This is a genomic window from Tenuifilum sp. 4138str (assembly GCF_041102575.1).
Classification (GTDB): Bacteria; Bacteroidota; Bacteroidia; order Bacteroidales; family Tenuifilaceae; genus Tenuifilum; species Tenuifilum osseticum.
Genome location: NZ_JBGCUE010000001.1, coordinates 220,223 through 242,792, shown reverse-complemented (window position 1 = coordinate 242,792; position 22,570 = coordinate 220,223). Strand labels below are relative to the sequence as shown.

Here is a 22,570-nt window from a genome sequence, read left to right as displayed (position 1 = left end):
CGTTGGCTTTGCAAAAGAGTTACGTTGAGTATAGTTGATAGTTAACGGTTGGTAGTTGATTGTTGATAGTTGGTGGTTGATTGTTGACAGTATATTGAAATACTATTCTTGAAACATAGTAAACGCTTAATACCAAAATGTTTAACGGTTTACGACTAACGGTTTACGGCTAACGGTTCTCGAACCTTTACTATTTTTTTGTCACTACTCACCTCCGTCCAAAAATGCATCCCTGCCGGGATATCCATATTTTGACTTGGCGATTTCGGGTGGAAAAACAAAGTATTTTATTTTACCGGTAGTGCAAAGGTTGCTTTCTCCATCAAAAAGTTCAACATGCACGGTTACCAAACGTTTTTCACGATTATCAATTCGGCCTCGAACTACCACTTGGCCTTTACCAATTAGCATCGGCTTACTGTAAACAATCTCCATGCTGTGCGTAACTCCCGCTGTACCTTCAAGTATGTATATGCACCAGCTTGCTACCTCGTCCATTAGGGTCGATTGAATGCCACCATGCAAAACACCGTGGTAACCCTGATAATTTAGCTCAGGTAACCAACGGGTTTCAACGGTTTGATTAGTTTCATCGTACCAAAAGCTGAGCTTTAAACCAATAGGATTCTTACTGGAGCAGCAAAAACAGCCGTGCTCTGGCAAACCCTCGTATGGATTTTTTATTGCAACCATTTCAATTCAATTATTTACCTTGACAATTTTAAAACAATTTTAAAAAACATAAACCTAAAACATATGTTTATTTTAAACAGATTTTAATAATTTTGAGAAAAACTTAAAAGAGTATGGATACCAAACACGGAAACGCAACCCGTTTAAAGTTGATGGAAACAGCTCGGGAGTTGTTTATTGCAAAGGGAGTCGATAGAGTTGGCGTACGTGAAATTGCATCCAAAGCCGGCGTTAATCTATCGCTCATGAACTACTACTTTCAGAGTAAGGAGAACCTACTTGAGCAGATCTTTGAGCAATCTATTAAGGATAATGGACAGAAAATCAGGCAAATACTTAACTCCGACATGCCACTTGCAGAAAAGATTAAGGTTTATATCAATACTTACATCGATATATTAACTGAAGATCCCTTGCTTGTTCCCTTTGTACTTTCAATTATTCACAGGAATGCCGAACAGGCATCAAGACTAAAAGCGGTTCATACTCTTTACAACACCGAAACTTTTTCAAACCAGCTTAAACATGAGGCTGAGCTGGGCAATATTCGAAAGGTTGACCCGGAACAGTTCTTTGTTAGCATGATCTCGTTAATCCTTTTCCCGTTTGCCATTAAGTGGCTAATTGGCTATAGAATGACATTGAGCAATGAGCAAATGGCTCAATTCCTTGAGGATAGGCGCGAACATGTTTACGACTTGCTGATGAGTGCACTCCGCCCTTAGAACAACAAACCCCACAAAGGCTGTGGGGTTTTTACTTCACTCTAATCTCTTTTACCACTTCGCTCCCAAAATACTCATTGATATGGGTAAGCAAATTCTTCCTGCGCATATGCAGTTCCTGCCTTAAAGCGGCTGAATTTAGGCTTAGGGTCAAAACCCCTTCCTTAAATTGGATATCGGTTGTATGCATGGCTATATCGCGGCCTACAATTCTTTCCCAGTCGGAACGGATTGATGCCTGATTAAAGTTATCGTTCCACTTCATGGCATCAATGAAAGCCTTTATGGCTTCGCCCAACGATTTTGTGTTGTGATCGCTCATGATTACCTCGACTCAACCAGTTCAAACTCAGAATTATCAACCCTAAAAAAGCGATACCCCGACGTTACCTTTGCCAAAACCTCCTCGAGCCTATTCTTGTTAGTATCGGTAATAAATATCTGGCCAAATCCATCATTTGCCACCATATCAATTAGCCTATGCACCCTGCCGGTATCGAGCTTATCAAAAATATCGTCGAGTAGCAAAAGGGGTTTAATACCTGCAACTTTAGAAATGAAATCGAACTGCGCAAGCTTAAGTGCAATCAGGTAAGTTTTTTGTTGCCCCTGAGAGCCCTCGTTGCGAATGGGGTATCCATCAATTAAAAGCGTAAGGTCGTCGCGGTGAATTCCAACCGAGGTGTACTGCAAAACCCTGTCCTTTTCGATATTCTCCCGAAAAAGTGTCTCGGCAGGGGTATCGTTCAGGTGCGACTTGTAGCTCAACGAAACCTTTTCCTGTCCGCCCGACACCTTGTTATAGTACTCCTGGAGGATTTCAATAAGTTGTTCCACAAACGCCTTGCGTTTTGAGTGGATTACCGAAGCATACTCCGCTAACTGTATGTCAATAGCCTCAATCAAATCGTAGCTAAAAGCGGTACGGGAATAGGTTTTTAAAAGGCTGTTGCGTTGAGCAAGCAATCGGTTATAGCGCAAAACCTCATCGAGGTAAATATGGTCAATTTGTGAAATAACACCATTCATATACTTGCGGCGCTCCTCGCCACTTCCCTCAACCAGCTCATTATCGGCTGGCGAAACCATAACCACCGGAAGAAAACCAATGTGGTCGGCCAGTCTTTCGTAGGCTTTGCCGTTACGCTTAAAAATTTTCCCTTCGCCCTGCTTTAACCCGCAATATATGCTCTCATCAACACCTTGGCGCGAGTAAAAACCCTGCAGTACAAAAAAATCCTGTCCGTGACGTATCACCTGTAAATCAGTTGACGAAAGAGAGCTCTTGCACATGGAAAGGAAGTATATTGCATCGAGCATGTTTGTCTTACCCTGACCATTGTTCCCCACAAAGCAGTTTATCTTGTTATCAAACTCGATATCAAGCTGATTTATCGACTTAAAGTTTATGGCTGTTAGCCTTTTAAGATACATAGTAGTTAAAAATGAATATTTGCAAAGGTAATTAAACCGAAAATGTTTGCCTAAAATTTTCAGATATTACAAAAACAATTACTTTTGCGATTGCTTTGTTAAAAAATAAATATTCATTAGTTATGGCAGATAAAAAGAAACAGCAGACAACCGATACTGTAGAATCAATTGACAACGCTTTAACCCGTACTGAGCAGTTCATTGAGCAAAACCAGAAGAGCCTTACCATTATTGTTGCAGCAATTTTAGCTATTGTGGCAATCTATTTTGGTTACAAAAAACTTTACTTACAGCCCAAGGAGAACGAGGCTAGCTCTCAAATTTTCCAGGCTCAGTATTACTTTGAGCAGGATTCGTTTCGCCTGGCACTATATGGTAACGAGAACGATTTAGGCTTTGCCACTATAGCTGATAGGTACGGAATGACCCGCACCGGGAACCTGGCAAATTACTACGCAGGCATCTGCCTTAGGGAACTTGGTGAATACCAAAAGGCCATTGATTACCTTAAAAAGTTTGATGCCGGCGACCAAATGGTTACCCCAATTGCTTATGGCGCTATTGGCGATTGCTATGTGGAACTCAACAAGCTAAAGGATGCTGCCAAGTTTTATGTTAAGGCCGCCAATTACGAGAAGAATGATTTTACCACGCCAATTTTCCTGAAAAAGGCTGGAATGGTTTACGAGGAACTCAAACAGTACGATAAGGCCCTTAACCTTTACAATATCATCAAGAATGATTTTACAAAGAGCATTGAGGCCCGCGATATTGAAAAAGATATTGCGCGTATAAACGCACTGATGGGAAAGTAAAAACTAAGCAGAGATAGATATTTTAAGGGGTGCTTTTAAACACCCCTTATTTTTTACAAATTCGTATCTTTGAAAAAAAAATCCTATGGCAACATATCTGAAAAACCTATCGAGCTATGATCCAAACATGGTGCCTAGCGCCAAGAACATGAAGTTTGGCATTGTGGTTTCGGACTGGAACGATTCTGTAACCCATAAGCTACTTGAGGGTGCCTATAGCGCCCTAATTGAGCATGGTGCCACCGACGAAAACATTCTTGTAAAGCACGTTCCGGGCGCCTATGAGTTAACCCTTGGCGGACAGTTCATGGCCGAGTATGCCGATTTGGATGCTGTTATATGCCTTGGCTGTGTTATTCAGGGCGAAACCCGCCATTTCGATTTTATTTGCCAGGGTGTAACATACGGAATTACCGAACTCAACATGAACTATAATATTCCTTTCATTTTTGGCGTGCTAACTACCGATAATCTTGAACAAGCACTCGACCGCGCTGGAGGGAAACACGGCAACAAGGGAGTTGAAGCAGCAATCACTGCCATTAAAATGGCTGCACTCCAAAAAGAAATGGAGGAACTGGAAGGATAGCGGATTCGTTGTTCGTTGATGGTTGTTCGTTGCTCGTTGATGGCTGTTCGTTGTTCGTTGATGGTTGTTCGTTACTCGTGATATTTATTACCTGATATTTGACCTAAGGTTTGGCATTATACGAAATAAGTGTAAAAAATTTGTATCCCCCTTTAACGGTTAACGGTTCACGTTTAACGGATAACGGTTAACGATTCACGGCTCACGGCATACGGCTCGCGAACCGTTTTTAACTTTTCACTTTTAACTCCGCCCCCCTTCTCAACAAAATCAGCTTAAAAAATGGCACGATTTCCAGCTAATGCTATATTTGCATTACCGGAGCCTTAACCAATTAAAAATGAAACGTGTTTTTTGGGTATTTTTTCCTTTGATATTTGCTCAAACAATTAGCGCACAGCAAAGCAACCCATTGATAAGCAAAGCTGATTCAGCCAGCCAAATGCGCTGGGTCGATTCCGTTTTCAACAGCCTAAGCATAAGGGAACGTATTGCACAGCTTTTTATGGTGGCTGCATACTCCAACAAGGACGATTCCCATGTAATGGAGATTTCGCAACTTGTATCAAAACAAGGAATTGGTGGGTTGATATTCTTTCAGGGTGGACCTGTCCGTCAAGCACGGCAAACTAATTACTACCAATCGCTTGCAAAGGTTCCCCTTCTTATTGGCATCGATGCCGAATGGGGATTAGGAATGCGGTTGGATAGCACCATCTCGTATCCCAGGCAAATGGCGCTTGGTGCCACCAACGATACCTTGCTAACCTACCAAATGGCAGCCGATATTGCCCATCAGCTCAAACGAATGGGTATCCATATCAACTTTGCACCGGTTATCGATATAAACACTAACCCGCTCAACCCCGTTATTGGCTCCAGAGCTTTTGGTCAGGACATGGAAATGGTAACCAGGCATGGCATGGCTTACACCAAAGGACTACAGGAAAATGGTATTCTGGCTTGCGCCAAGCATTTTCCCGGCCATGGCGACACCTACGACGATTCACACCTAACCCTACCCCTGGTGCCACATAGCGCAAACCGAATCGATTCCATAGAACTCTACCCTTTCAAAAAGCTTTTTGCTGCCGGCGTAGCTAGCGTTATGGTTGCACACCTTAAAATTCCCTCCCTTGAACCCGATACCCTCCTGCCCGCCAGCCTATCGCCCCGCATTGTTGGCCAAAAACTTTTTGGCGAACTTGGATTTAACGGCCTTGCATTTACCGATGCCATGAATATGAAAGGTGTTGCTGATTTCTACAACCCGGTTGATGCCAACATACGTTCCCTTATGGCCGGCAACGACATTCTGCTCTTTCCAAGTAAGATTGAAAATACTATTAAAAAAGTTGAACAGCTTATTAAAAGCGGGCAAATCCCCGAAGAAATCATTAACATTAAATGCAAAAAAGTTCTTATGGCCAAGTATCTGGTTGGTTTAAATAAATACCGCCCAATTAATATTGATAGGCTTTATAACGATTTAAACAGTCCTTACTCACAGGTACTCCGCAGGAAAATTATACGAAACGCAATTACTGTAATACACAATGCAAATAATATCCTTCCCCTTAGAGGGCTCGATACTCTTAGGATTGCTTATATTGAAATTGGCGAAAGTAAAGGTGATGCATTCCGGGAGCAGCTTGAGCTTTACACTGCCGTGCATACTTTCTCCATCAACCCCGAAGCCGAACAGGCAGAGTACGATACCCTACTTACCAATCTAGAGCCATACAACCTAATTATTGTTGGTTACCACACTATTGAAAGCAAGGCTGCAAAGGGTTTTGGGGTAAGCCAACAATCATCAAATTTCCTGTTCGACCTATCGTTCCGTAAAAGGGTGATTCTTAATCTGTTTGGCAACCCCTACTCCATTAGCAGATTTGCTAATCCTTTAGCATTTGCTGCCATAATCGTATCGTACGATAACTCAGCCGACAGCCAAAACCTTACAGCCCAAACCATTTTTGGTGGTATTCCGTTCTCAGGCAGGTTAAGCGTAACGGCAAGCGGCCTTTTTAGCATTAATACCGGTTACGCATCAAACCAAAGAATTAGACTTGGATACAGCATCCCCGAAGAACTTGGAATAGGGTCGGAACAGCTCTCGGAGGTTGACTCCCTTGCAATGGAAATAATAAGAACAGGGGCTGCTCCAGGCATGCAAATCCTTGCGGCAAAGGATGGGGTTGTATTCTATAACAAAGCCTTTGGGAAACCCACCTACGTTTCGGAGTATGGCAACGATATCAGAATGCTTTACGATATTGCATCAGTTACCAAAGTTGCCGCAACGTTGCCATCTATTATGAGCCTGTATAACCGAGGTGTGCTGTCGTTCGATTCAAAACTTGGCCAGTTTATCGATTTAAAAAACTTCCCTGATAAGTCGAAACTACTTTTAGGTGATATTTTGAGGCATCAGTCGGGTTTGCAGGCCTGGATTCCATTTTATATGAACACATTAACATCGTTGGAACCTAGCATACCCTTGTGGACTGAAACATTCAGCCAAACTCATCCCTATAAATTTAACGGGAAACGATACGCCAGCCGGTTTGCCTACCCAAGCCCTAAGTTCTACCGAACCGATTCAAGCAGCAACTTCCCAAATAATGTTGCATACCGCATATACTCTTTGGCAAGTATCAACGATTCCATTTACCGGTGGATTAACCAGTCGCCAATTTCCGATGCGGGTAAATACCGATATAGCGATTTGGGTTTCCTATACCTGCAAAAGGTAATTGAAACAGTTGAACAGAAAAGATTAGACAAGGTGGTTGAACCGCTATATAGCAAGTTAGGGATGAACTACACCTGTTTTAATCCGCTACTACGTTTCGACACCGAAAGAATAGCCCCAACAGAACACGACCCCGTTTTCCGTAAGCAGCTGATATGGGGGCATGTACACGATCCGGCTGCTGGCATGCTTGGCGGAGTTGCTGGCCATGCAGGCCTTTTTGCCAACGCCAACGATTTGGCTAAGCTTATGCAGCTGTACCTGAACGATGGAGAATACGGTGGCAAACGCTTTTTTGCTCCCTCAACAGTAAAAAGTTTTGCCAACCCAGCTACAACAAATGGCAACCGAAGGGCTTACGGCTTCGATAAGCCCAATGCCAACGGTTCATCGCCTGCAGGAACAATGGCTTCGCCCGAAAGCTTTGGCCACACAGGTTTTACAGGAACAATGGTATGGGCCGACCCACAAAACGGATTGGTATTCATTTTCCTATCAAACCGTGTTCACCCCGATGCTGAAAACACTAAACTTTCAGCAATGAATTACCGCACACGAATTCACGATATATTTTACCGTGCCATTCAAAGCGTAAGCAAACCTAGTGGGCAATAAAGGAGAAGAGGCACAACAACCGCATTCCACAAGGTGTAGAAATTTTTCTACACCTTTTTGCTTTTTTTATTGGAATTCGTTTCAAACTCAAATTATATAAACCTGATTCTCTTATAGTTGTGATTTTTTATTAACTATCAAAATCTATTCAATAATTCTGGCACGGTTTTGTTATTACTTATGACGTCCCAAACACCATAAATACATAATTGCTGTTGCCACCAGCAGCCAGGTTGTCCGGATCACCGCATTTACTGTCGGCCATGCATCGAATCCACCATTAGTCCCAGATCTAAAAGACAGTATAACCCGGACAACTTTTTTTTATCCAAGATTCAATGTCGTTAAGTTAATATACATGCCTGTCATCAAGAGCGCAGCGAAGGATCACTAATCGCTCCCTTGAGATATTTCGCATGCGCTCAACATGACAATAGTTTCACGAACAACAAACAACGAACAACGTCTCAAGCCCTGTAAGGGCGTAATATTTGTAACACCATGATTACTCCTACATGTATAGCGATGCACGCCATACATATGCCAAAGAGCAAGTGTGAAACGTTGCATCGCAACGGAAAAGCGTGGCAAAGAGCGGTTTACACGTTCTTTCTTGTCTTGATTCAAGAAAGAACCATAGAAAATCAAGGCTGAAAAGCCCGAACCGATGGGTACCCCGCGGGTGGAACTGCCACGCGATACTATTCGCCACGCCTGCGGCGTGACTCATTTGGTATCGCTTACTAGGCCCACCACCACGTTCCACCCCCGACCCATTGCCGGGTCAGGCTTTTATGCCGCTGCTTGCTTCTTCCGCTCCTTGTTGGTTGAGGAATAGCATTAATAGAGAGTTGCAGGTTCAAAGAGATGCTTCGGCTTGGCTCAGCATGACAAAGGGAGTGAGGGAGCCAATGGTGTTGTCATTCCGAGCTGGTCGAGGAATCTTTTATAACCATAATGCTTCCAGCCCTGTAGGGGCGAAACATTTGTAACCCCATGGCTACTCCCACATGTATAGCGATGCACGAAATGCCTTTACCAAAAAGCAAAGGTGAAACTTTGCATCGCAAAAGAAAAATCATTACAAAGAATTATTTACACGTTCTTTCTTGTCTTGATACAAGAAAGAACCAAAGAAAATCAAGGCTAAAAAGCCCGACCCGATGGGTACCCCGCGGGCGGAACTGCCACGCGATACTATTCGCCACGCCTGCGGCGTGACTCATTTGGTATCACTTACTAGGCCCACCACCACGTTCCACCCCCGACCCATTGCCGGGTCTGGCTTTTATGCCTCTGCTTGCTTCTTCCGCTCCTTGTTGGTTGAGGAATAGCATTAATAGAGAGTTGCAGGTTCAAAGAGATGCTTCGGCTAGCTCAGCATGACAAGGGAGCAGAAAGAAGATAGGGGTTTTGTCATCCCAAGCAAAGTCGAGGGATCTTTTCAAAGGATTGAAGAGAAAAGAGCAATGATATGCTTCGGCGAAGTCTACCCTATAAATCGGGACTCAGCATGACAGCGTGATGTTTAGCTTACGCGCAGCATGACAAATAACCTTAACTAATCAACATTGATCCCAGATTAGTCAATTGAATTTTTCATTTGACGATTTTCCTCTAAAAATATTACTGCGTCTCTATTTTATAGCCCGTTTAAATTCGATAATCTATGGTTTTAAATTTAACTGTTCTATTTCCCTCTATTTTCCTCTAACTTCCTCATATTCCCACTATTCCGACTCATTCCCACTCAAGTCTCGCGTTTCACGGTTAACGATTAACGGTTCACGGACTTCAACTTCCTCTAACTCCATCATATTCCGTCTATTCCGATTCATTCCGACACATCCCGACTCATTCCACAAAATTCATGGCACTTGGGCTTATTTCAAGTCCCTAAATCTAACTTCAACATCCATATCAACAAGAATATCGTTAAGCGCTTTCAAATCGGTATTGCCAGTGTGGTAAGGGTAAAGAATTTTGGGCTTAAGCATCATAACAGCCGCTTTTAACATCTCAGGACTCATGGTATAGGGCAGGTTTGCAGGTAAAAATGCAATATCGATTTTCCCAAAGTTTTCCATTTCAGGAATATTTTCGGTATCGCCTGCCACATAAACACGTAGGTTGTCAAACTCAAATATATATCCATTGCCCTCACCTTTAGGGTGAAATGGATTACCATTCGGACGTTTATTCACTATATTGTAAGCGGGAACTGCAATAAAACGGAAATCAGGAGTGCCAATGGTGTCGCCGTTGGCTACCAGCCTCCCTTCCAGCTTAAGCTTGCTTTGCTCTGCACAGATCTTAGTCCAGTAAAGCTGTGTATTGGAGGTAAACACTTTCGATAAAGCCACTGAATCCAGATGGTCGCCATGATGATGGGTAAGAAAGATATAGTCGGCCTTTGGAAGCGAGTCGTAGTTTGCCAATCTCGACCATGGGTCAATATGAATTACCTTACCACGGAAATTACACATTAACGTTCCATGGCCTATATGAGCTATTCGCAAGGTGTTGCCATTTGAAGTGGTAAAATAGTCGGTTTTTTGGGCAAACAATATGGTTGACACCATGCTAAAAGCGGCAAAAAGTAAATTGGCTCTCATAGCTTTACGATTTGGTGAACACCAAAAATAAGAAAACCTTGTGAAGAACACAAGGTTTTGTGAGAGTGCCCAGGACAAGACTCGAACTTGCACGCTTTTGACGGCGCCAGCCCCTCAAGCTGGTGTGTCTACCAATTCCACCACCTGGGCGTTTAGCATTTTTTTTTGGTAGTTAGGTCTTTTCTTTTACCTAACTTTCTTATTCTTTTTTACCTAGGGTGGTGGGAGCTCGTTCCACTCGGTTCCACCACCTGGGCGTTTAGCATCTTTATTCGGTAGTTAGGTCTTTTCTTTTGCCTAACTTTCTTATTCTTTTTACCTTGGGTGGCTTAAACCTAAAATTTCGTTTTCACCACCTAGGCAATCTCTATAATACAAATACTAAAATCGCTGCAAAAATAATAACAAAATTAATTCCTGCATAGTTCACAGAAAAATTTTTATGTGATTTCTGGTGCCCAGAACAGGACTCGAACCTGCACACCATTGCTGATACTAGTCCCTGAAACTAGCGCGTCTACCAATTCCGCCATCTGGGCAGTTATAAACTATACTTCAGCACCGAAAGAACTTCTATCATAGTAATTTAACCCGGTTACCTCTGGATGGCGGGAGCTCGTTTCACTCGGTTCCGCCATCTGGGCAGTTATAAACTACCTAAACAACATTTTCAAAATTGCGGATGCAAAGATATAAAGAAATAACTTGCATGCAAACATATTTCATGTAAAAATTAAAAGCAATAGCCAGAGTTTCACCTCTGGCTATTATCATGAAAAAATTATCAAACTAAAGGTTTTCCTTTATATAGTTAGTCATAAGTGTGTAAAGGTGCATAGTAGTATTTCCGCCACGTATGCCGTGGTTTTTGTCAGGATATACCATTACGTCGAACTGCTTGCCGGCCTGAACCAACTTCTCTATCATTTCAACTGAGTTCTGGAAATGAACGTTATCATCGGCTGTGCCGTGGATTAGGAGGAATTTGCCCTTTAACTTGTCAACATGGTTAATTGGGGAGTTATTATCGTAGCCCAAAGGGTTATCCTGGGGTAGGCCCATGAAACGCTCGGTGTAAATTGAGTCGTAGTAGCGCCAGTTAGCAACGGGTGCAACGGCAATGGCCATGCGGAATACATCGGCGCCTTTGAATAGGCAAAGGCTCGACATGTAGCCACCGTAGCTCCAACCCCATATCCCTATTCTGCTGCCATCCACAAAAGGAAGGGTTTGAAGATATTTAGCGGTTTCAATCTGATCAATGGATTCGTAATATCCCAGTTGCCCGTAGGTCATCTTCTTGAATTGTTCGCCTCGTCCGCCTGTTCCACGGCCATCGACACAAACAACCATGTAGCCTTGGGTTGCCAAGTACTCATCCCAACCAATACGGAAATTATCAGTAACCGACTGTGAGCCTGGGCCACTGTACTGGTACATCATAACCGGATAGCGTTTGGCGCTGTCAAAATTAAGGGGTTTAACCATATAGCCATAGAGCTCAACTCCCTCGGAGGTTTTGAAGGTGAAAAACTCCTTCTGGGGAATATCGTATTGCTCAAGCTTTTCCTTAAGTTTTTGGTTATCCTCCATCACTCTTACCTGTTTCCCATTTGCTTTGTAAAGGGTAACACTCAGGGGCGAGGTAATTGAAGAGTTGTATACCATGTAATACTTATAGTTTTTTGTAAAAACTGCGCTATTCGTTCCACTGTTCGGGGAAAGTTTTCGAATCTGTCCTTTAGAATCAACTGAAAAAATAGCCTTCCGTAACGGGCTTTGGTCGTAGCCAAGATAGTAAATGGTTTTTTCCTTTGGATTATAACCGTTAACTGCAATTACCTCGTTTGAACCTTTGGTAACCTGCTTAATTGCCATACTTTGCCATTCGTAAAGGTAAATATGCTTATATCCATCGCGCTCCGATGTTAAAATAAAGCGTTTCCCATCAGGGGTAATGGTTAGATAATCATCGGAAACCTCCTCTATGTAATACTTATTTGTTTCAGTAAACACACTTTCAGAATTGCCGCTTGCTGCATCGGCCATTAGTATGTCAATTTGATTCTGAAGTCTATTGAGCCTAATCATGCAAAGTTTATCGGAGGTAGGCATCCACTTTATACGCGCAATGTACTGGTCGGTATTTGGGCCAACATCCATTTGGTTTGTTACTTTGCTATCTAAATTGTACACATGAATTGTTACAATGGAATTATCTTCACCAGCCTTAGGATATTTAAAGGTATAGTTCTCGGGGTATAGATTACGCTCGTACATGGTCATGTTAAACATCTTAACACGGCTTTCATCAAAGCGGAAGTAAGCAAGTTTTTTGGAGTCGGGCGACCATTGTAAACCTGTGGTAAGGGCAAACTCCTCCTCGTAAACCCAATCGGCTGCCCCGTTAATAATACTATTATACTCGCCATCGGTTGTCACTTGAATCTCTTCAAAGTTATTCAAGTCAACAATATAGATATTATTGCTACGGACAAAGGCCACCTTGCTGCCATCGGGCGAGAACGCTGCATTCATTTGTGGTCCGTTCGACGATAAGCGCCTTAACTCTTTGGTTTTAATGTTGTAAATAAAATTTTCAGCGGTGTAGGAGTGGCGGTAGATGGATTGCGGATTGGTTTCAACCAACATCTTGGTTTCATCGGCTGAGAGTTGATAACCCGACATTGCATTTAGCTCTGGCACATCAAATGCAGAGGGGTCGAATAAAACTTCTACCTGATCGCCCGTGGCAAGTTTAAACTTTGCCACTTGTCGTTTATCGTTCAACGCTGAGTAGTACTCATCATCGTTCATGGGTGTAAGCCCCCAAATACTTTTTGAGCGGAATGTACCCTTTTTAAAAAGATCGTCCAGGGTAATTTGCTGCTTGGCAACCTGTGCCGTTGAAAGCTGAAGCCCAGCAACTAAAACTGAAAGCAACAAAAGAATTACTCTTCTCATACGCATTGGTTTTGGTTTTCTATTTTGATATCAAAGTAAGCCAAATGTTTAAATCCGATTAGTCAGTAATATGGTTTTAACCATGGCACTAAGGTAGCAATAAAAAATTCACTATAACATGACAAAAAGCAATAGCTTTAAATCGATTGCGGATGTTAAAAGGTGTGAAAACCAAACTTTTGTTCCCCTATTCCATTTTTTTTAATACTTTTGTAAGCTCACGAAGAATTTGTTGAAACAAAGTAAATAAAACCCTTTAAGTTTAATTAAAAACTCAAAAATAGATGTCGAAAGTAAAGAGAGTTTACGTCTTTGGAAACAAGACGGCCGAAGGAAAAGCAGACATGAAGAATCTGCTTGGCGGTAAGGGTGCAAACCTTGCAGAAATGTGCTTGTTAGGTTTACCAGTACCCGCAGGTTTTACCATTACAACCGATACCTGTAATGAGTATTACAAGAATAACCATGAGCTACCTGCCGAATTGATCCCTGAAATATGGGATGCCATGGCAAAGGTTGAGCAGATGATGGGCATGAAGTATGGCGATGCAGAGAATCCACTTCTAGTGAGCTGCCGCTCAGGTGCCCGCAAGTCCATGCCCGGTATGATGGACACCGTACTTAACATTGGTCTTTGCTCTTCAACCATTCCCGGTCTTATTAAGAAAACCAACAACCCAAGGTTTGTTTGGGACTCGTACCGTCGTCTAATTATGATGTATGCCGACGTGGTGATGGAAAAGGCCGAAGGCATTGAGCCAGTTGATGGTAAGGGTATCCGCAAGCAACTCGATGATATTCTCGACGAATACAAACATAGCAAGGGATACAAGAGCGATACAGATTTAACTGCCGACGATCTTAAATTCTTAGCTGAGGAGTTCAAGAAGCAGGTTAAAAAGGTTCTTGGTAAGGAATTCCCCGATGATGCTAAGGAACAACTCCTGGGTGGTATTAAAGCCGTGTTCAAGAGCTGGAATGGTAAGAAAGCAGTTTCGTATCGTCGTATTGAGGGTATTCCTGATGATTGGGGAACAGCCGTTAACGTTCAAACCATGGTATTCGGTAACATGGGCGATACCTCAGCCACCGGTGTAGCCTTTACCCGTAACCCTGCAACCGGCGACAATGTATTCTACGGTGAATGGCTTATCAATGCCCAGGGTGAGGATGTGGTTGCCGGTATTCGTACACCAAACCCTCTTAACAACGACACCAAGAACGAGCAAAATAAGCATCTTCCCAGCATGGAGGAACTTATGCCAGGCACCTACAAGGAACTGGTTGAAATCCGCAACACCCTTGAAAAAGCTTTCAAGGATATGCAGGATATTGAGTTCACCATTCAGGAAGGTAAGCTATACATGTTACAGTGCCGTGCGGGTAAGCGTACAGGTACTGCTGCCCTGAACATGGCCATGGATATGCTACACGAAGGATTAATCGATGAAAAGACCGCCGTTCTTCGTGTTGACCCCGTGCAGCTCGATGAGCTACTTCACCCCATTTGCGATCCCAAGGAAGAAGCTAAAGTAACTCCGCTTGTAAAGGGATTACCCGCTGGTCCTGGTGCAGCAGTTGGTAAAGTTGTATTCACAGCCGAAGATGCAGTGGCATGGGCACGTAAAGGCGAAAAGGTAATTCTCCTTCGCGAAGAAACCAACCCCGAGGACGTAGAAGGTATGCGTGCCGCAATGGGCATTCTTACCGCTCGTGGAGGTATGACCTCACATGCAGCTCTTGTTGCTCGTGGCTGGGGTAAATGCTGCATTGTTGGTGCTGGTGCACTCAAAGTAAATGCTGCTGATAAAACGGCCAAGATTGAAGGTTCAAGCGTTGTTATTAAAGAAGGTGATATTCTAACCCTCAACGGTACCAAGGGACACGTATATAACGCTGAACTAAAACTTATGGAAGCCACTGAGAATCCTCGCTTCCAGGAGTTTATGAAGTTGGTTGACAAGTACCGTAAGATGGGTGTTCGCACCAATGCCGATACCCCTGAGGATGCCAAGGTAGCACGTGACTTTGGAGCCGAAGGTATCGGTCTGTTCCGTACCGAGCATATGTTTTACGGTAAGGGTTCCGAAGAGCCTTTGTTCTTGCTCCGCAAGATGATTCTTAGTTCAACCGAGGCAGAGCGCCGTAAGGCATTGGATGAGCTATTCGTTTACGTTAAGCGTGATGTTAAGAACACCATGCTTGCCATGGACACCCTACCAGTTACCTTCCGTCTGCTCGACCCACCCCTACATGAGTTTGTACCCCAAAGCCCCGAAAAACAAGCTGAACTAGCCAAGGCTTTAGGTATAACAGTTGAAGCAATTGTTAAACGTGGCGAGGCCCTCCACGAGGTTAACCCCATGATGGGTCACCGTGGCGTGCGCCTTGGTGTAACCTATCCCGAAGTTTCCGAAATGCAGATCCGTGCCATTTTTGAGGCTACAGCTGAGCTGATGAAGGAAGGCAAAACTCCTAAGCCTGAAATCATGGTACCCGTTACCTGCGACGTATCGGAACTCGATTTCACCAAGAAAATTGTTGACCGCGTTTACGCTGAGGTTTGCGATAAGTTTGGCATCAAAGCCATTGAGTATAAGTACGGTACAATGATTGAGATACCTCGCGCCTGCTTACTTGCCGACAGAATGGCTAAGACAGCCGAGTTCTTCTCCTTTGGTACCAACGACCTCACCCAGATGACCTTTGGTTTCAGCCGTGATGATATTGGCGGATTCCTACAGGATTATCTGGATAAGAAAATGCTTGCAGCTGACCCATTCCAAACCATCGATCAGGATGGCGTAGGCCAGCTAATTGAAATGGGTGTTAAGAAAGGTCGTACTACTCGTCCTGAACTTAAGGTTGGTATCTGTGGTGAGCAAGGTGGCGATCCTGCATCAGTGGAATTCTGTTTCAAGAACGGCTTAACCTACGTAAGCTGCTCACCTTTCCGCGTTCCCATTGCACGCCTAGCCGCTGCTCAAGCAAGTATTAAATTCGGGAAGTAATTCTGGTATAATATTTGTATGAAAACGCCCTGAAATCAGGGCGTTTTTTTATACTTTTGCGTATTACAATATTTTTTATGTATTTAAAATTAAGGCATTACCTGTTTATACCCTTACTCTTATTTATAGGGAAAACGAATGTAACATTTGGACAAGATCCTGTAATCGATTCAGCATGGGCTGTATCAACCTACAACTACCTTTTAATGGTTGAAGCAGATTCAGGCAATATTGAAAAAGTTAAAACGCTTTTACACCTTGGAGCCGACCCAAACACAAGCGATGAAAACGGTGTAACCCCATTGATGTTTGCAGTTCAATCGGGCAACATAGATTTAGTAGAATTGCTCATTGATAACGGGGCAAATGTAAACGCTTACCCTACCAATGGCAACACGGCTCTCCATGCTGCTGTTATAGCTGCAAACGATAGTATAGCTGAGCTGCTTATTAAAAAGGGTGCAGATGTAAATGCCAAAAATGTGAAGGGACTTACCCCTCTGCATTTTGCTGTGTGGTATGGACTCCCATACCTCACCGACATCTTAATTTACTACGGCTCCGACCTTAACGCTATTGATTACCAAGGGAATACACCGCTAATGTTAGCAGTAATCAGCGGGGCAAAGCTAAGCACAAGGTTACTCCTTGAGAACGGCGCCAACCCAGATATACCCGATAATAAAGGGGTGACACCCTTGATGGTTGCTGCACAATTCAACGATACTGTTATCTGCAACTACCTTACAACCTTTGGTGCCGATTTATCGCTCTGCGATTCCAGGGGTGCTAATGCCCTTTGCTATGCTATTGCCAATAAATCGAACGAAATTGTTAAATGTTTGAGCGAATTTGATGCCCTTAAGTTCCCTCTAAAAAAGAGTTATTACCAAATTGCCCGCGAATACAACAATAAGGAAGCCATGCAGTTTTTTGCCAGTAACGGAATTAAAACTAAAATCAAACCATCAATTACATCAGTTTATTTTGGCATAGGAACAAGCTTTTCAAAACATGAGTTTCTATTAGGCTATCATTTGGGGGTTTTTGAACAAATAACCCAAACAGAGTTCTCGCTAGGTTACCTCTACCGGCCATCTGCAACTGCCTCGCTAACCACTATCGATGGACAACTTTACCAGTATTGGGAAAAGAGAAACATACTACAGCTAAACATCCGCAAATACTATAACCTGTTTAACTACAAAGGGAAAAACATTATTTCGTTTGCAGCAATTGGGACAGGACCAGCGTTCCGAAACTACAGGGGAACATCCTCGGACCCGAAAACACATTTTACAACCAACTTTTCCGGGGGTCTATCGATAAAAGGTGATGCAATGGAGTATTCGATAGGTGTTGGGTATAATTTTTATAAAGAGCTAGGAGTATCGCCCTATTTTTACACCATATCAGCAAAAATCCATTTTAATGTGTTAAATCCTAAGGTTGTATACAAAAACGTAAAACATGTTCAGTAAGATATTTAAGTTACTTACCGTTTCGCTTATTGTACTGGCGCCCTACTCCTGTGAGGAAATGGAGTCTTTTATTGTTAACTGCGATGAGTGTTATGAATTGAAACCCGACAAAATTGATGTTCGCCTAAAATTCACCATTAACAATGAGAACCAAGTAGTTTACTTTGAACTATACAGTGGAAATCCTGAAAACGGAGTTTTGTTTTTTAGTGGAAATACTACCATAAGCGAAAAAGTATTCCTGCTCGATGCCAACTCGTACTACTCAATAAAAGCGTATTACACCAGTAAAGGAAGGCAAATAATTGTAATTGATGCAACTACAGTTAAACTAAAATATGATAAGTCGTCGTGCTCCAGCCCCTGTTACACAATTTCAGGCGATGTACTTGATGCTCGCCTCAGGTATTAAAACATGTTTTTTAGCAATGTTTTAAAACCATGTTTTCAAACTACTAAAAACCAAACGATAATTCAAAACAATATTAGTTACTTCGCCGTAAGTATTAGTGTTTAGCAATTATCAGTATAAATATAAAATTGATTACGGTGAAGAGACAACTGCTTATCAGGGATGTAACCCTTAGAGATGGACAGCAATCGCTGTTTGCCACCCGAATGACTCAGAAACAGGTTGAAAGGGTATTACCTTACTACCGTGAAGCCGGGTTTTACGCCATGGAGGTATGGGGTGGTGCCGTTCCCGACTCCGTAATGCGATATCTGAACGAAGATCCATGGTATAGGCTCGAAAGCATTAAAACTGCTATTGGCGATACTTCAAAGCTCACTGCCCTCTCCAGGGGACGCAATCTTTTTGGGTACAACCCATATCCCGAAGAGGTGATTGAGGGATTTAACCGCAATGCGGTTAAATCGGGGATTTCCATCATGCGTATATTCGATGCCCTTAACGATACAGAGAATATTCGCAGCACCGTTAAGTATGTAAAGGAAAATGGTGGCATGGCCGACTGTACCGTTTGCTTTACCGTTGACCCTAAATTTTCCCGTAAGGATAGGATTAAAGCCATGCTTAGCGGTAAAACCTTACCCCGTAAAATCTTTACCGAAAAGTATTATATAGCTAAGGCCAAGGAACTCGAGGCCATGGGTGCCGATATGATTACCCTAAAGGATATGGCCGGATTGGTTACCCCTGAGCAATCGGCTGCAATTATTTCGGCGCTAAAACGCGAGATTAAAGTGCCTATCGATTTCCACACGCACTGTACACCGGGGTATGGTTTGGCATCGACCCTTACAGCCATTGTAAATGGGGTTGATATTGTTGATACTGCCATATGGAATTTTGCTGGTGGTCCAGCAGCACCAGCATTTGAACTTATTCAGATTTTCTGCGATAAAATGGGGATAGATACTGGTGTTAACCTGAAGGCTGTAGCCAGTATTAACGCAGAGCTTAAAACCATTCGCACAGAGCTGAAGGAACTTGACACCTACGAGTTACCCATTGACTTTGATATAACCAGCTATAATCTCCCTGCACGTATCGATAACCTGTTTGAGCAAGCCATCCTGTTTGCCCAGTCGGGCAAATACGATGCCCTACTTGATACCTGCCAGGCCATAGAGCGTTACTTTAACTTCCCCGAACCCGATGAGAACGTTAAAAACGCTGAGATTCCGGGGGGAATGTACACCAATATGCTGGCACAGCTCAAGCAGCTAAAGCTTGAAAACCTACTTCCAAGGGTGCTAGAAATCATTCCAACCGTAAGGCTCGACGCCGGTTGCCCTCCGCTGGTTACACCCACCAGCCAGATTGTTGGTGCGCAAGCCGTAAACTGTGCTATTGACGAAAGTAAAGGACAGCCCTTCTACACCAATAAATCCATACAGTTCGTAAACCTTGTTAAAGGGATATATGGGAGAACTCCCTTACCAATTGACCCGCAATTCCGCTTGAAGATTGCCGGCGTAGCCGAGGAGACCCCTTACGACACATCGAACTACAAAAAACAGCCAAACCCAGCGTTCCCTGAATATGGTGAGAATGTGAAATTGGCCATGAACGAGAAGGAAGAATTGCTGCTTGAGCTATTCCCTACCGTAGCGGAAAAATATCTTCGCGATAAAGTGGTAAACCATTATGAGTCAATTAAGCGCCAGAAGGAGGAAGAGGTTCAGCGTAAAATTCAGGAGGAAAAGCAAAAGTACTACTCAATGACCGAGGAACAACGTTGGAAAAGGCTTCTGGATGGATTACAGCAATATTTCTGTTAACTTCAATAGGTTTAGGTTAAAAGTTAGGTTGAAAAAAAGGGGCAAAAGCCCCTTTTTTATTTTCGTTCTATTTCGTTGTTCATGGGTGTTATATCAATACTCGTGTCGTAATCGCCCAGCAAATGCTTGCAGAAGTAATCGCCGGTAAGCCAGAAATGGTACTCGGTCATGTCGCCATAGCCATGTCGCTGGCCAGGGTACATGAAGAAATCGAAACGTTTATTGGCCTTAATCAGAGCATTGGCAAGCCTAATGGTGTTTCCCGGATGAACGTTATTGTCTATTTCGCCAGTAGTAATAAGTAGATGCCCTTTAAGGTTCTTAGCAATTTCAGAGTTCTTATCGATGTTGTACTCAAACGTTACATTGCCGGCCGTATCGGCTATTTCCTTAACGCCATGGTGTTTCTCACTCCACCAGCGGTTGTAGATGTTATTCTCGTGGTTGCCAGCATTAGCCACTCCAACCTTAAAGAAATCGGGGAAAGTGAGCATGGCTGCTGCAGTCATAAAACCGCCACCTGAATGGCCATGAATACCCACACGGTTAATATCAATATATTTATGTCGATATGCCAACTGCTCAGTTGCAGCCTTTTTATCCGCTAAGCCATAGTTGCGCAGGTTGCCATAGCCATAGTTATGATACCACTTTGAACGAGCAGGGTGTCCACCCCGATTACCAACGGTAATAACTATAAATCCGAACTGGGCCAGCCTATCGGTTCTATCCATTCGTACGGAGAACGACTTATTCACCGCCTCGGTCTGTGGGCCAGGGTACACGTAAAGGATAATGGGGTATTGTTTAGTAGAATCGAAATCGAAAGGTTTGTACATTACGCCATACAAATCGGTAATGCCATCGGCAGCTTTAACGGTAAATGGCTCGGGGAATTTGTAGCCAGCCTCGAATAGCAGTGTTAAATCAGCCTTTTCAAGGAAAAGTAAATCGTTGCCCTGATTATCAATCAATTTGGACTCCGGAACAGTATTAACCCGCGAATAGTTGTTCACTATATACTGCTGATTATCGTCCATGCTGATGGAATGGTCAAAATTACCCTTATTCAGCAGCCTTAGGCCAGTACCATCAATACCGATCCGATACAGATGAAGGTAGTATGGATCCTCATTGGGTTCACGTCCATTTGCGGTGAAGAACAGCGTTTTGGTGGTTTCGTTATAGCCAACAAGGCGCTCACAATGGAATGGCCCACTGGTTATCTGCCTTATGAGATTTCCCTGGTTATCGTATAGGTAAAAATGCCCCCAACCATCGCGTTCCGACCAGTGAATAATCTCTTTTTCATTATTAATCAACGCAATTCCATTGAAATCGATATAAGTGTTTAAGCGCTCCTCTATAACCGTTTTAACCTCACCGGTTTTAATATCAACATAGCAAACATCAATCCGCTTGAGGTCGCGCGATGTACGCTGGAAGTAGAGCCTATCGTTGTACTTGGAGAGCCATCGGGTTGGGACATAGTCATCGTCGCGCTCACTGGCCAATCGACGGTAATTCAGGATTGAAACATCCTGATCCTTAAATGCTTTGATATCGGGTTTTATCACCTTATCCCTATTATTCATATCAAAAACGAGTATCTCGTCCTGTGGGGCTTCCTTTTCACCCGGCATGTGGTACTTATAGGTTTCCAGGGTTGGCCTGGGATTGCTAAGACTCTTGATCACCCATAAATCCTTAACCTTACGCTGGTCGGTACGAACCATGGCGAAGTAACGCGAGTCGTGCGACCATGTAATGTAAGCTGGCTTACGGTTGTCCTTATTCTTTACCTCTTCTACATTATCCTCCTCCTTAGTATTATACCCGTAGCTATAGTACTTCTCACCATCGGTGGTTAGCTGATGCTCAACAATGGTGGAATCCTTCTCGTTTTTCTTGGCCTTTTCGTAGTTCTCCTTGTCCATCCAGTATAGATTGTGGTTCTTGCTGTAAACCACATACTCGCCATTAGGCGATATATTTGCCCACTCAGGATTTTCCTTTGGTTTCTTATAATCGTCGAGCAGGGTTAGCTTGCGGGTGTTCAAATCGTACTCAAAGTAGTACGTTTTATTGTCCTTTTTGGCCTTGGCTTTATTTTCCTTTTTCTGCTTCATGTCATTCTCCTCATCTTCGGTTTTATCTTCATCAACCAATGTGCTTTTTACCTCAAACTGAATGACAGTCTCGTTTTTAATGAACTTGATTTTTTGTATAGGTAGATGCTGCGCATCGAACGGCTCCTTGGTGAGCCTTGAGAGCTGAGCAGCCATATCAACATTATCGAACAGCAACGACTTGCTCTTTTTTGCCGGATCAACTATGTAATAGCTTTTGCCCGAAGGGGTTTCGAAGCTATACCAGAAACGCGTACTCTTCTTAAGCCAATGGGCATCAACGCTGGTGCTAAAAACCATTTTACTAATTTTTTTGGGCGAAAACCTGGCGGGCAGATCGTAATTAGCTTTAGTAACATGTACAGGTTGGCTAATCACAAGCAATACGTTTGCCATTACTGCCAATAGTAACAGAAAAAGCTTTTTCATGATTTTAGAGTTTTGGGTTGTTTTACTAACTTTGATTACAACAGCTAAGCTGAGTTTAATTAAAC

At 43.1% G+C, this 22,570-nt stretch carries 16 protein-coding genes and 2 tRNA genes; 10 read left to right on the top strand and 8 right to left on the bottom strand.

The features are described from left to right. Window positions 1–204 precede the first annotated feature (204 nt). Complete coding sequence (locus AB6811_RS01000) at window positions 205–693, bottom strand: PaaI family thioesterase (RefSeq protein ID WP_369488335.1); 489 nt, start codon at window positions 691–693, stop codon at window positions 205–207. A 113-nt stretch (window positions 694–806) separates the two neighbouring features. Here AB6811_RS01000 and AB6811_RS00995 point away from each other — a divergent pair, with 113 nt between their 5' ends. Beyond that, complete coding sequence (locus AB6811_RS00995; protein ID WP_369488334.1) at window positions 807–1,418, top strand: TetR/AcrR family transcriptional regulator; 612 nt, start codon at window positions 807–809, stop codon at window positions 1,416–1,418. Window positions 1,419–1,449: 31 nt separating this feature from the next. Here the strand turns inward: AB6811_RS00995 and AB6811_RS00990 are convergent, their stop codons facing one another. Together AB6811_RS00990 and recF are read right to left on the bottom strand one after the other, a co-directional pair. Next, a complete protein-coding gene (locus AB6811_RS00990) occupies window positions 1,450–1,740 on the bottom strand; it encodes a DciA family protein (protein ID WP_369488333.1) in 291 nt (96 codons plus the stop codon). A gap of 2 nt (window positions 1,741–1,742) precedes the next feature. Next, entirely contained in the window at window positions 1,743–2,852 is a 1,110-nt protein-coding gene (gene recF, locus AB6811_RS00985; RefSeq protein ID WP_369488332.1) for a DNA replication/repair protein RecF, read from the bottom strand. 122 nt (window positions 2,853–2,974) lie between these two features. Between recF and AB6811_RS00980 the strand changes: the two genes are divergently transcribed. From AB6811_RS00980 to AB6811_RS00960, 5 genes are all read left to right on the top strand, one after another. Next, entirely contained in the window at window positions 2,975–3,667 is a 693-nt protein-coding gene (locus AB6811_RS00980) for a tetratricopeptide repeat protein (RefSeq protein WP_369488331.1), read from the top strand. Between the two features lie 85 nt (window positions 3,668–3,752). Then, window positions 3,753–4,256: a 6,7-dimethyl-8-ribityllumazine synthase gene (gene ribH, locus AB6811_RS00975; RefSeq protein ID WP_369488330.1), complete on the top strand. Its 504-nt coding sequence runs from the start codon at window positions 3,753–3,755 to the stop codon at window positions 4,254–4,256. 340 nt (window positions 4,257–4,596) lie between these two features. Next, complete coding sequence (locus AB6811_RS00970; protein WP_369488329.1) at window positions 4,597–7,629, top strand: serine hydrolase domain-containing protein; 3,033 nt, start codon at window positions 4,597–4,599, stop codon at window positions 7,627–7,629. Between the two features lie 667 nt (window positions 7,630–8,296). Then, entirely contained in the window at window positions 8,297–8,467 is a 171-nt protein-coding gene (locus tag AB6811_RS00965) for a hypothetical protein (RefSeq protein ID WP_369488328.1), read from the top strand. 325 nt (window positions 8,468–8,792) lie between these two features. Continuing rightward, window positions 8,793–8,963, top strand: coding sequence for a hypothetical protein (locus tag AB6811_RS00960; RefSeq protein ID WP_369488327.1), 171 nt, complete (start codon window positions 8,793–8,795; stop codon window positions 8,961–8,963). Between the two features lie 549 nt (window positions 8,964–9,512). Here AB6811_RS00960 and AB6811_RS00955 read toward each other — a convergent pair. The 4 genes from AB6811_RS00955 to AB6811_RS00940 form a co-directional block, all read right to left on the bottom strand. After that, window positions 9,513–10,244: an MBL fold metallo-hydrolase gene (locus AB6811_RS00955; RefSeq protein WP_369488326.1), complete on the bottom strand. Its 732-nt coding sequence runs from the start codon at window positions 10,242–10,244 to the stop codon at window positions 9,513–9,515. Window positions 10,245–10,310: 66 nt separating this feature from the next. Continuing rightward, window positions 10,311–10,394, bottom strand: a tRNA-Leu gene (locus tag AB6811_RS00950). Window positions 10,395–10,696: 302 nt separating this feature from the next. After that, window positions 10,697–10,783, bottom strand: a tRNA-Leu gene (locus AB6811_RS00945). 250 nt (window positions 10,784–11,033) lie between these two features. Next, window positions 11,034–13,208, bottom strand: a complete 2,175-nt coding sequence (locus AB6811_RS00940) for a S9 family peptidase (protein WP_369488325.1) — start codon at window positions 13,206–13,208, stop codon at window positions 11,034–11,036. A gap of 284 nt (window positions 13,209–13,492) precedes the next feature. Here AB6811_RS00940 and ppdK point away from each other — a divergent pair, with 284 nt between their 5' ends. The 4 genes from ppdK (at window position 13,493) to AB6811_RS00920 (ending at window position 19,947) form a co-directional block, all read left to right on the top strand. Beyond that, window positions 13,493–16,219, top strand: a complete 2,727-nt coding sequence (gene ppdK / locus AB6811_RS00935) for a pyruvate, phosphate dikinase (RefSeq protein WP_369488324.1) — start codon at window positions 13,493–13,495, stop codon at window positions 16,217–16,219. A 77-nt stretch (window positions 16,220–16,296) separates the two neighbouring features. Beyond that, on the top strand, window positions 16,297–17,700 hold the full coding sequence (locus AB6811_RS00930; RefSeq protein ID WP_369488323.1) for an ankyrin repeat domain-containing protein: 1,404 nt from the start codon (window positions 16,297–16,299) through the stop codon (window positions 17,698–17,700). Then, a complete protein-coding gene (locus AB6811_RS00925) occupies window positions 17,690–18,112 on the top strand; it encodes a hypothetical protein (RefSeq protein WP_369488322.1) in 423 nt (140 codons plus the stop codon). Before AB6811_RS00930 ends, AB6811_RS00925 begins: the two co-directional genes overlap by 11 nt. Window positions 18,113–18,249: 137 nt before the next feature. Further along, on the top strand, window positions 18,250–19,947 hold the full coding sequence (locus AB6811_RS00920) for a hydroxymethylglutaryl-CoA lyase-like TIM-barrel protein (RefSeq protein WP_369488321.1): 1,698 nt from the start codon (window positions 18,250–18,252) through the stop codon (window positions 19,945–19,947). A 56-nt stretch (window positions 19,948–20,003) separates the two neighbouring features. Here the strand turns inward: AB6811_RS00920 and AB6811_RS00915 are convergent, their stop codons facing one another. Then, window positions 20,004–22,505, bottom strand: coding sequence for a S9 family peptidase (locus AB6811_RS00915; protein ID WP_369488320.1), 2,502 nt, complete (start codon window positions 22,503–22,505; stop codon window positions 20,004–20,006). Window positions 22,506–22,570: the final 65 nt, after the last annotated feature.

Excerpts from the sequence above, each read along its gene's own strand:
- AB6811_RS01000 (WP_369488335.1), bottom strand. The coding sequence starts at position 693 with ATGGTTGCAATAAAAAATCCATACGAGGGTTTGCCAGAGCACGGCTGT.
- AB6811_RS00995 (WP_369488334.1), top strand. The coding sequence starts at position 807 with ATGGATACCAAACACGGAAACGCAACCCGTTTAAAGTTGATGGAAACA.
- AB6811_RS00990 (WP_369488333.1), bottom strand. The coding sequence starts at position 1,740 with ATGAGCGATCACAACACAAAATCGTTGGGCGAAGCCATAAAGGCTTTC.
- recF (WP_369488332.1), bottom strand. The coding sequence starts at position 2,852 with ATGTATCTTAAAAGGCTAACAGCCATAAACTTTAAGTCGATAAATCAG.
- AB6811_RS00980 (WP_369488331.1), top strand. The coding sequence starts at position 2,975 with ATGGCAGATAAAAAGAAACAGCAGACAACCGATACTGTAGAATCAATT.
- ribH (WP_369488330.1), top strand. The coding sequence starts at position 3,753 with ATGGCAACATATCTGAAAAACCTATCGAGCTATGATCCAAACATGGTG.
- AB6811_RS00970 (WP_369488329.1), top strand. The coding sequence starts at position 4,597 with ATGAAACGTGTTTTTTGGGTATTTTTTCCTTTGATATTTGCTCAAACA.
- AB6811_RS00965 (WP_369488328.1), top strand. The coding sequence starts at position 8,297 with ATGGGTACCCCGCGGGTGGAACTGCCACGCGATACTATTCGCCACGCC.
- AB6811_RS00960 (WP_369488327.1), top strand. The coding sequence starts at position 8,793 with ATGGGTACCCCGCGGGCGGAACTGCCACGCGATACTATTCGCCACGCC.
- AB6811_RS00955 (WP_369488326.1), bottom strand. The coding sequence starts at position 10,244 with ATGAGAGCCAATTTACTTTTTGCCGCTTTTAGCATGGTGTCAACCATA.
- AB6811_RS00940 (WP_369488325.1), bottom strand. The coding sequence starts at position 13,208 with ATGAGAAGAGTAATTCTTTTGTTGCTTTCAGTTTTAGTTGCTGGGCTT.
- ppdK (WP_369488324.1), top strand. The coding sequence starts at position 13,493 with ATGTCGAAAGTAAAGAGAGTTTACGTCTTTGGAAACAAGACGGCCGAA.
- AB6811_RS00930 (WP_369488323.1), top strand. The coding sequence starts at position 16,297 with ATGTATTTAAAATTAAGGCATTACCTGTTTATACCCTTACTCTTATTT.
- AB6811_RS00925 (WP_369488322.1), top strand. The coding sequence starts at position 17,690 with ATGTTCAGTAAGATATTTAAGTTACTTACCGTTTCGCTTATTGTACTG.
- AB6811_RS00915 (WP_369488320.1), bottom strand. The coding sequence starts at position 22,505 with ATGAAAAAGCTTTTTCTGTTACTATTGGCAGTAATGGCAAACGTATTG.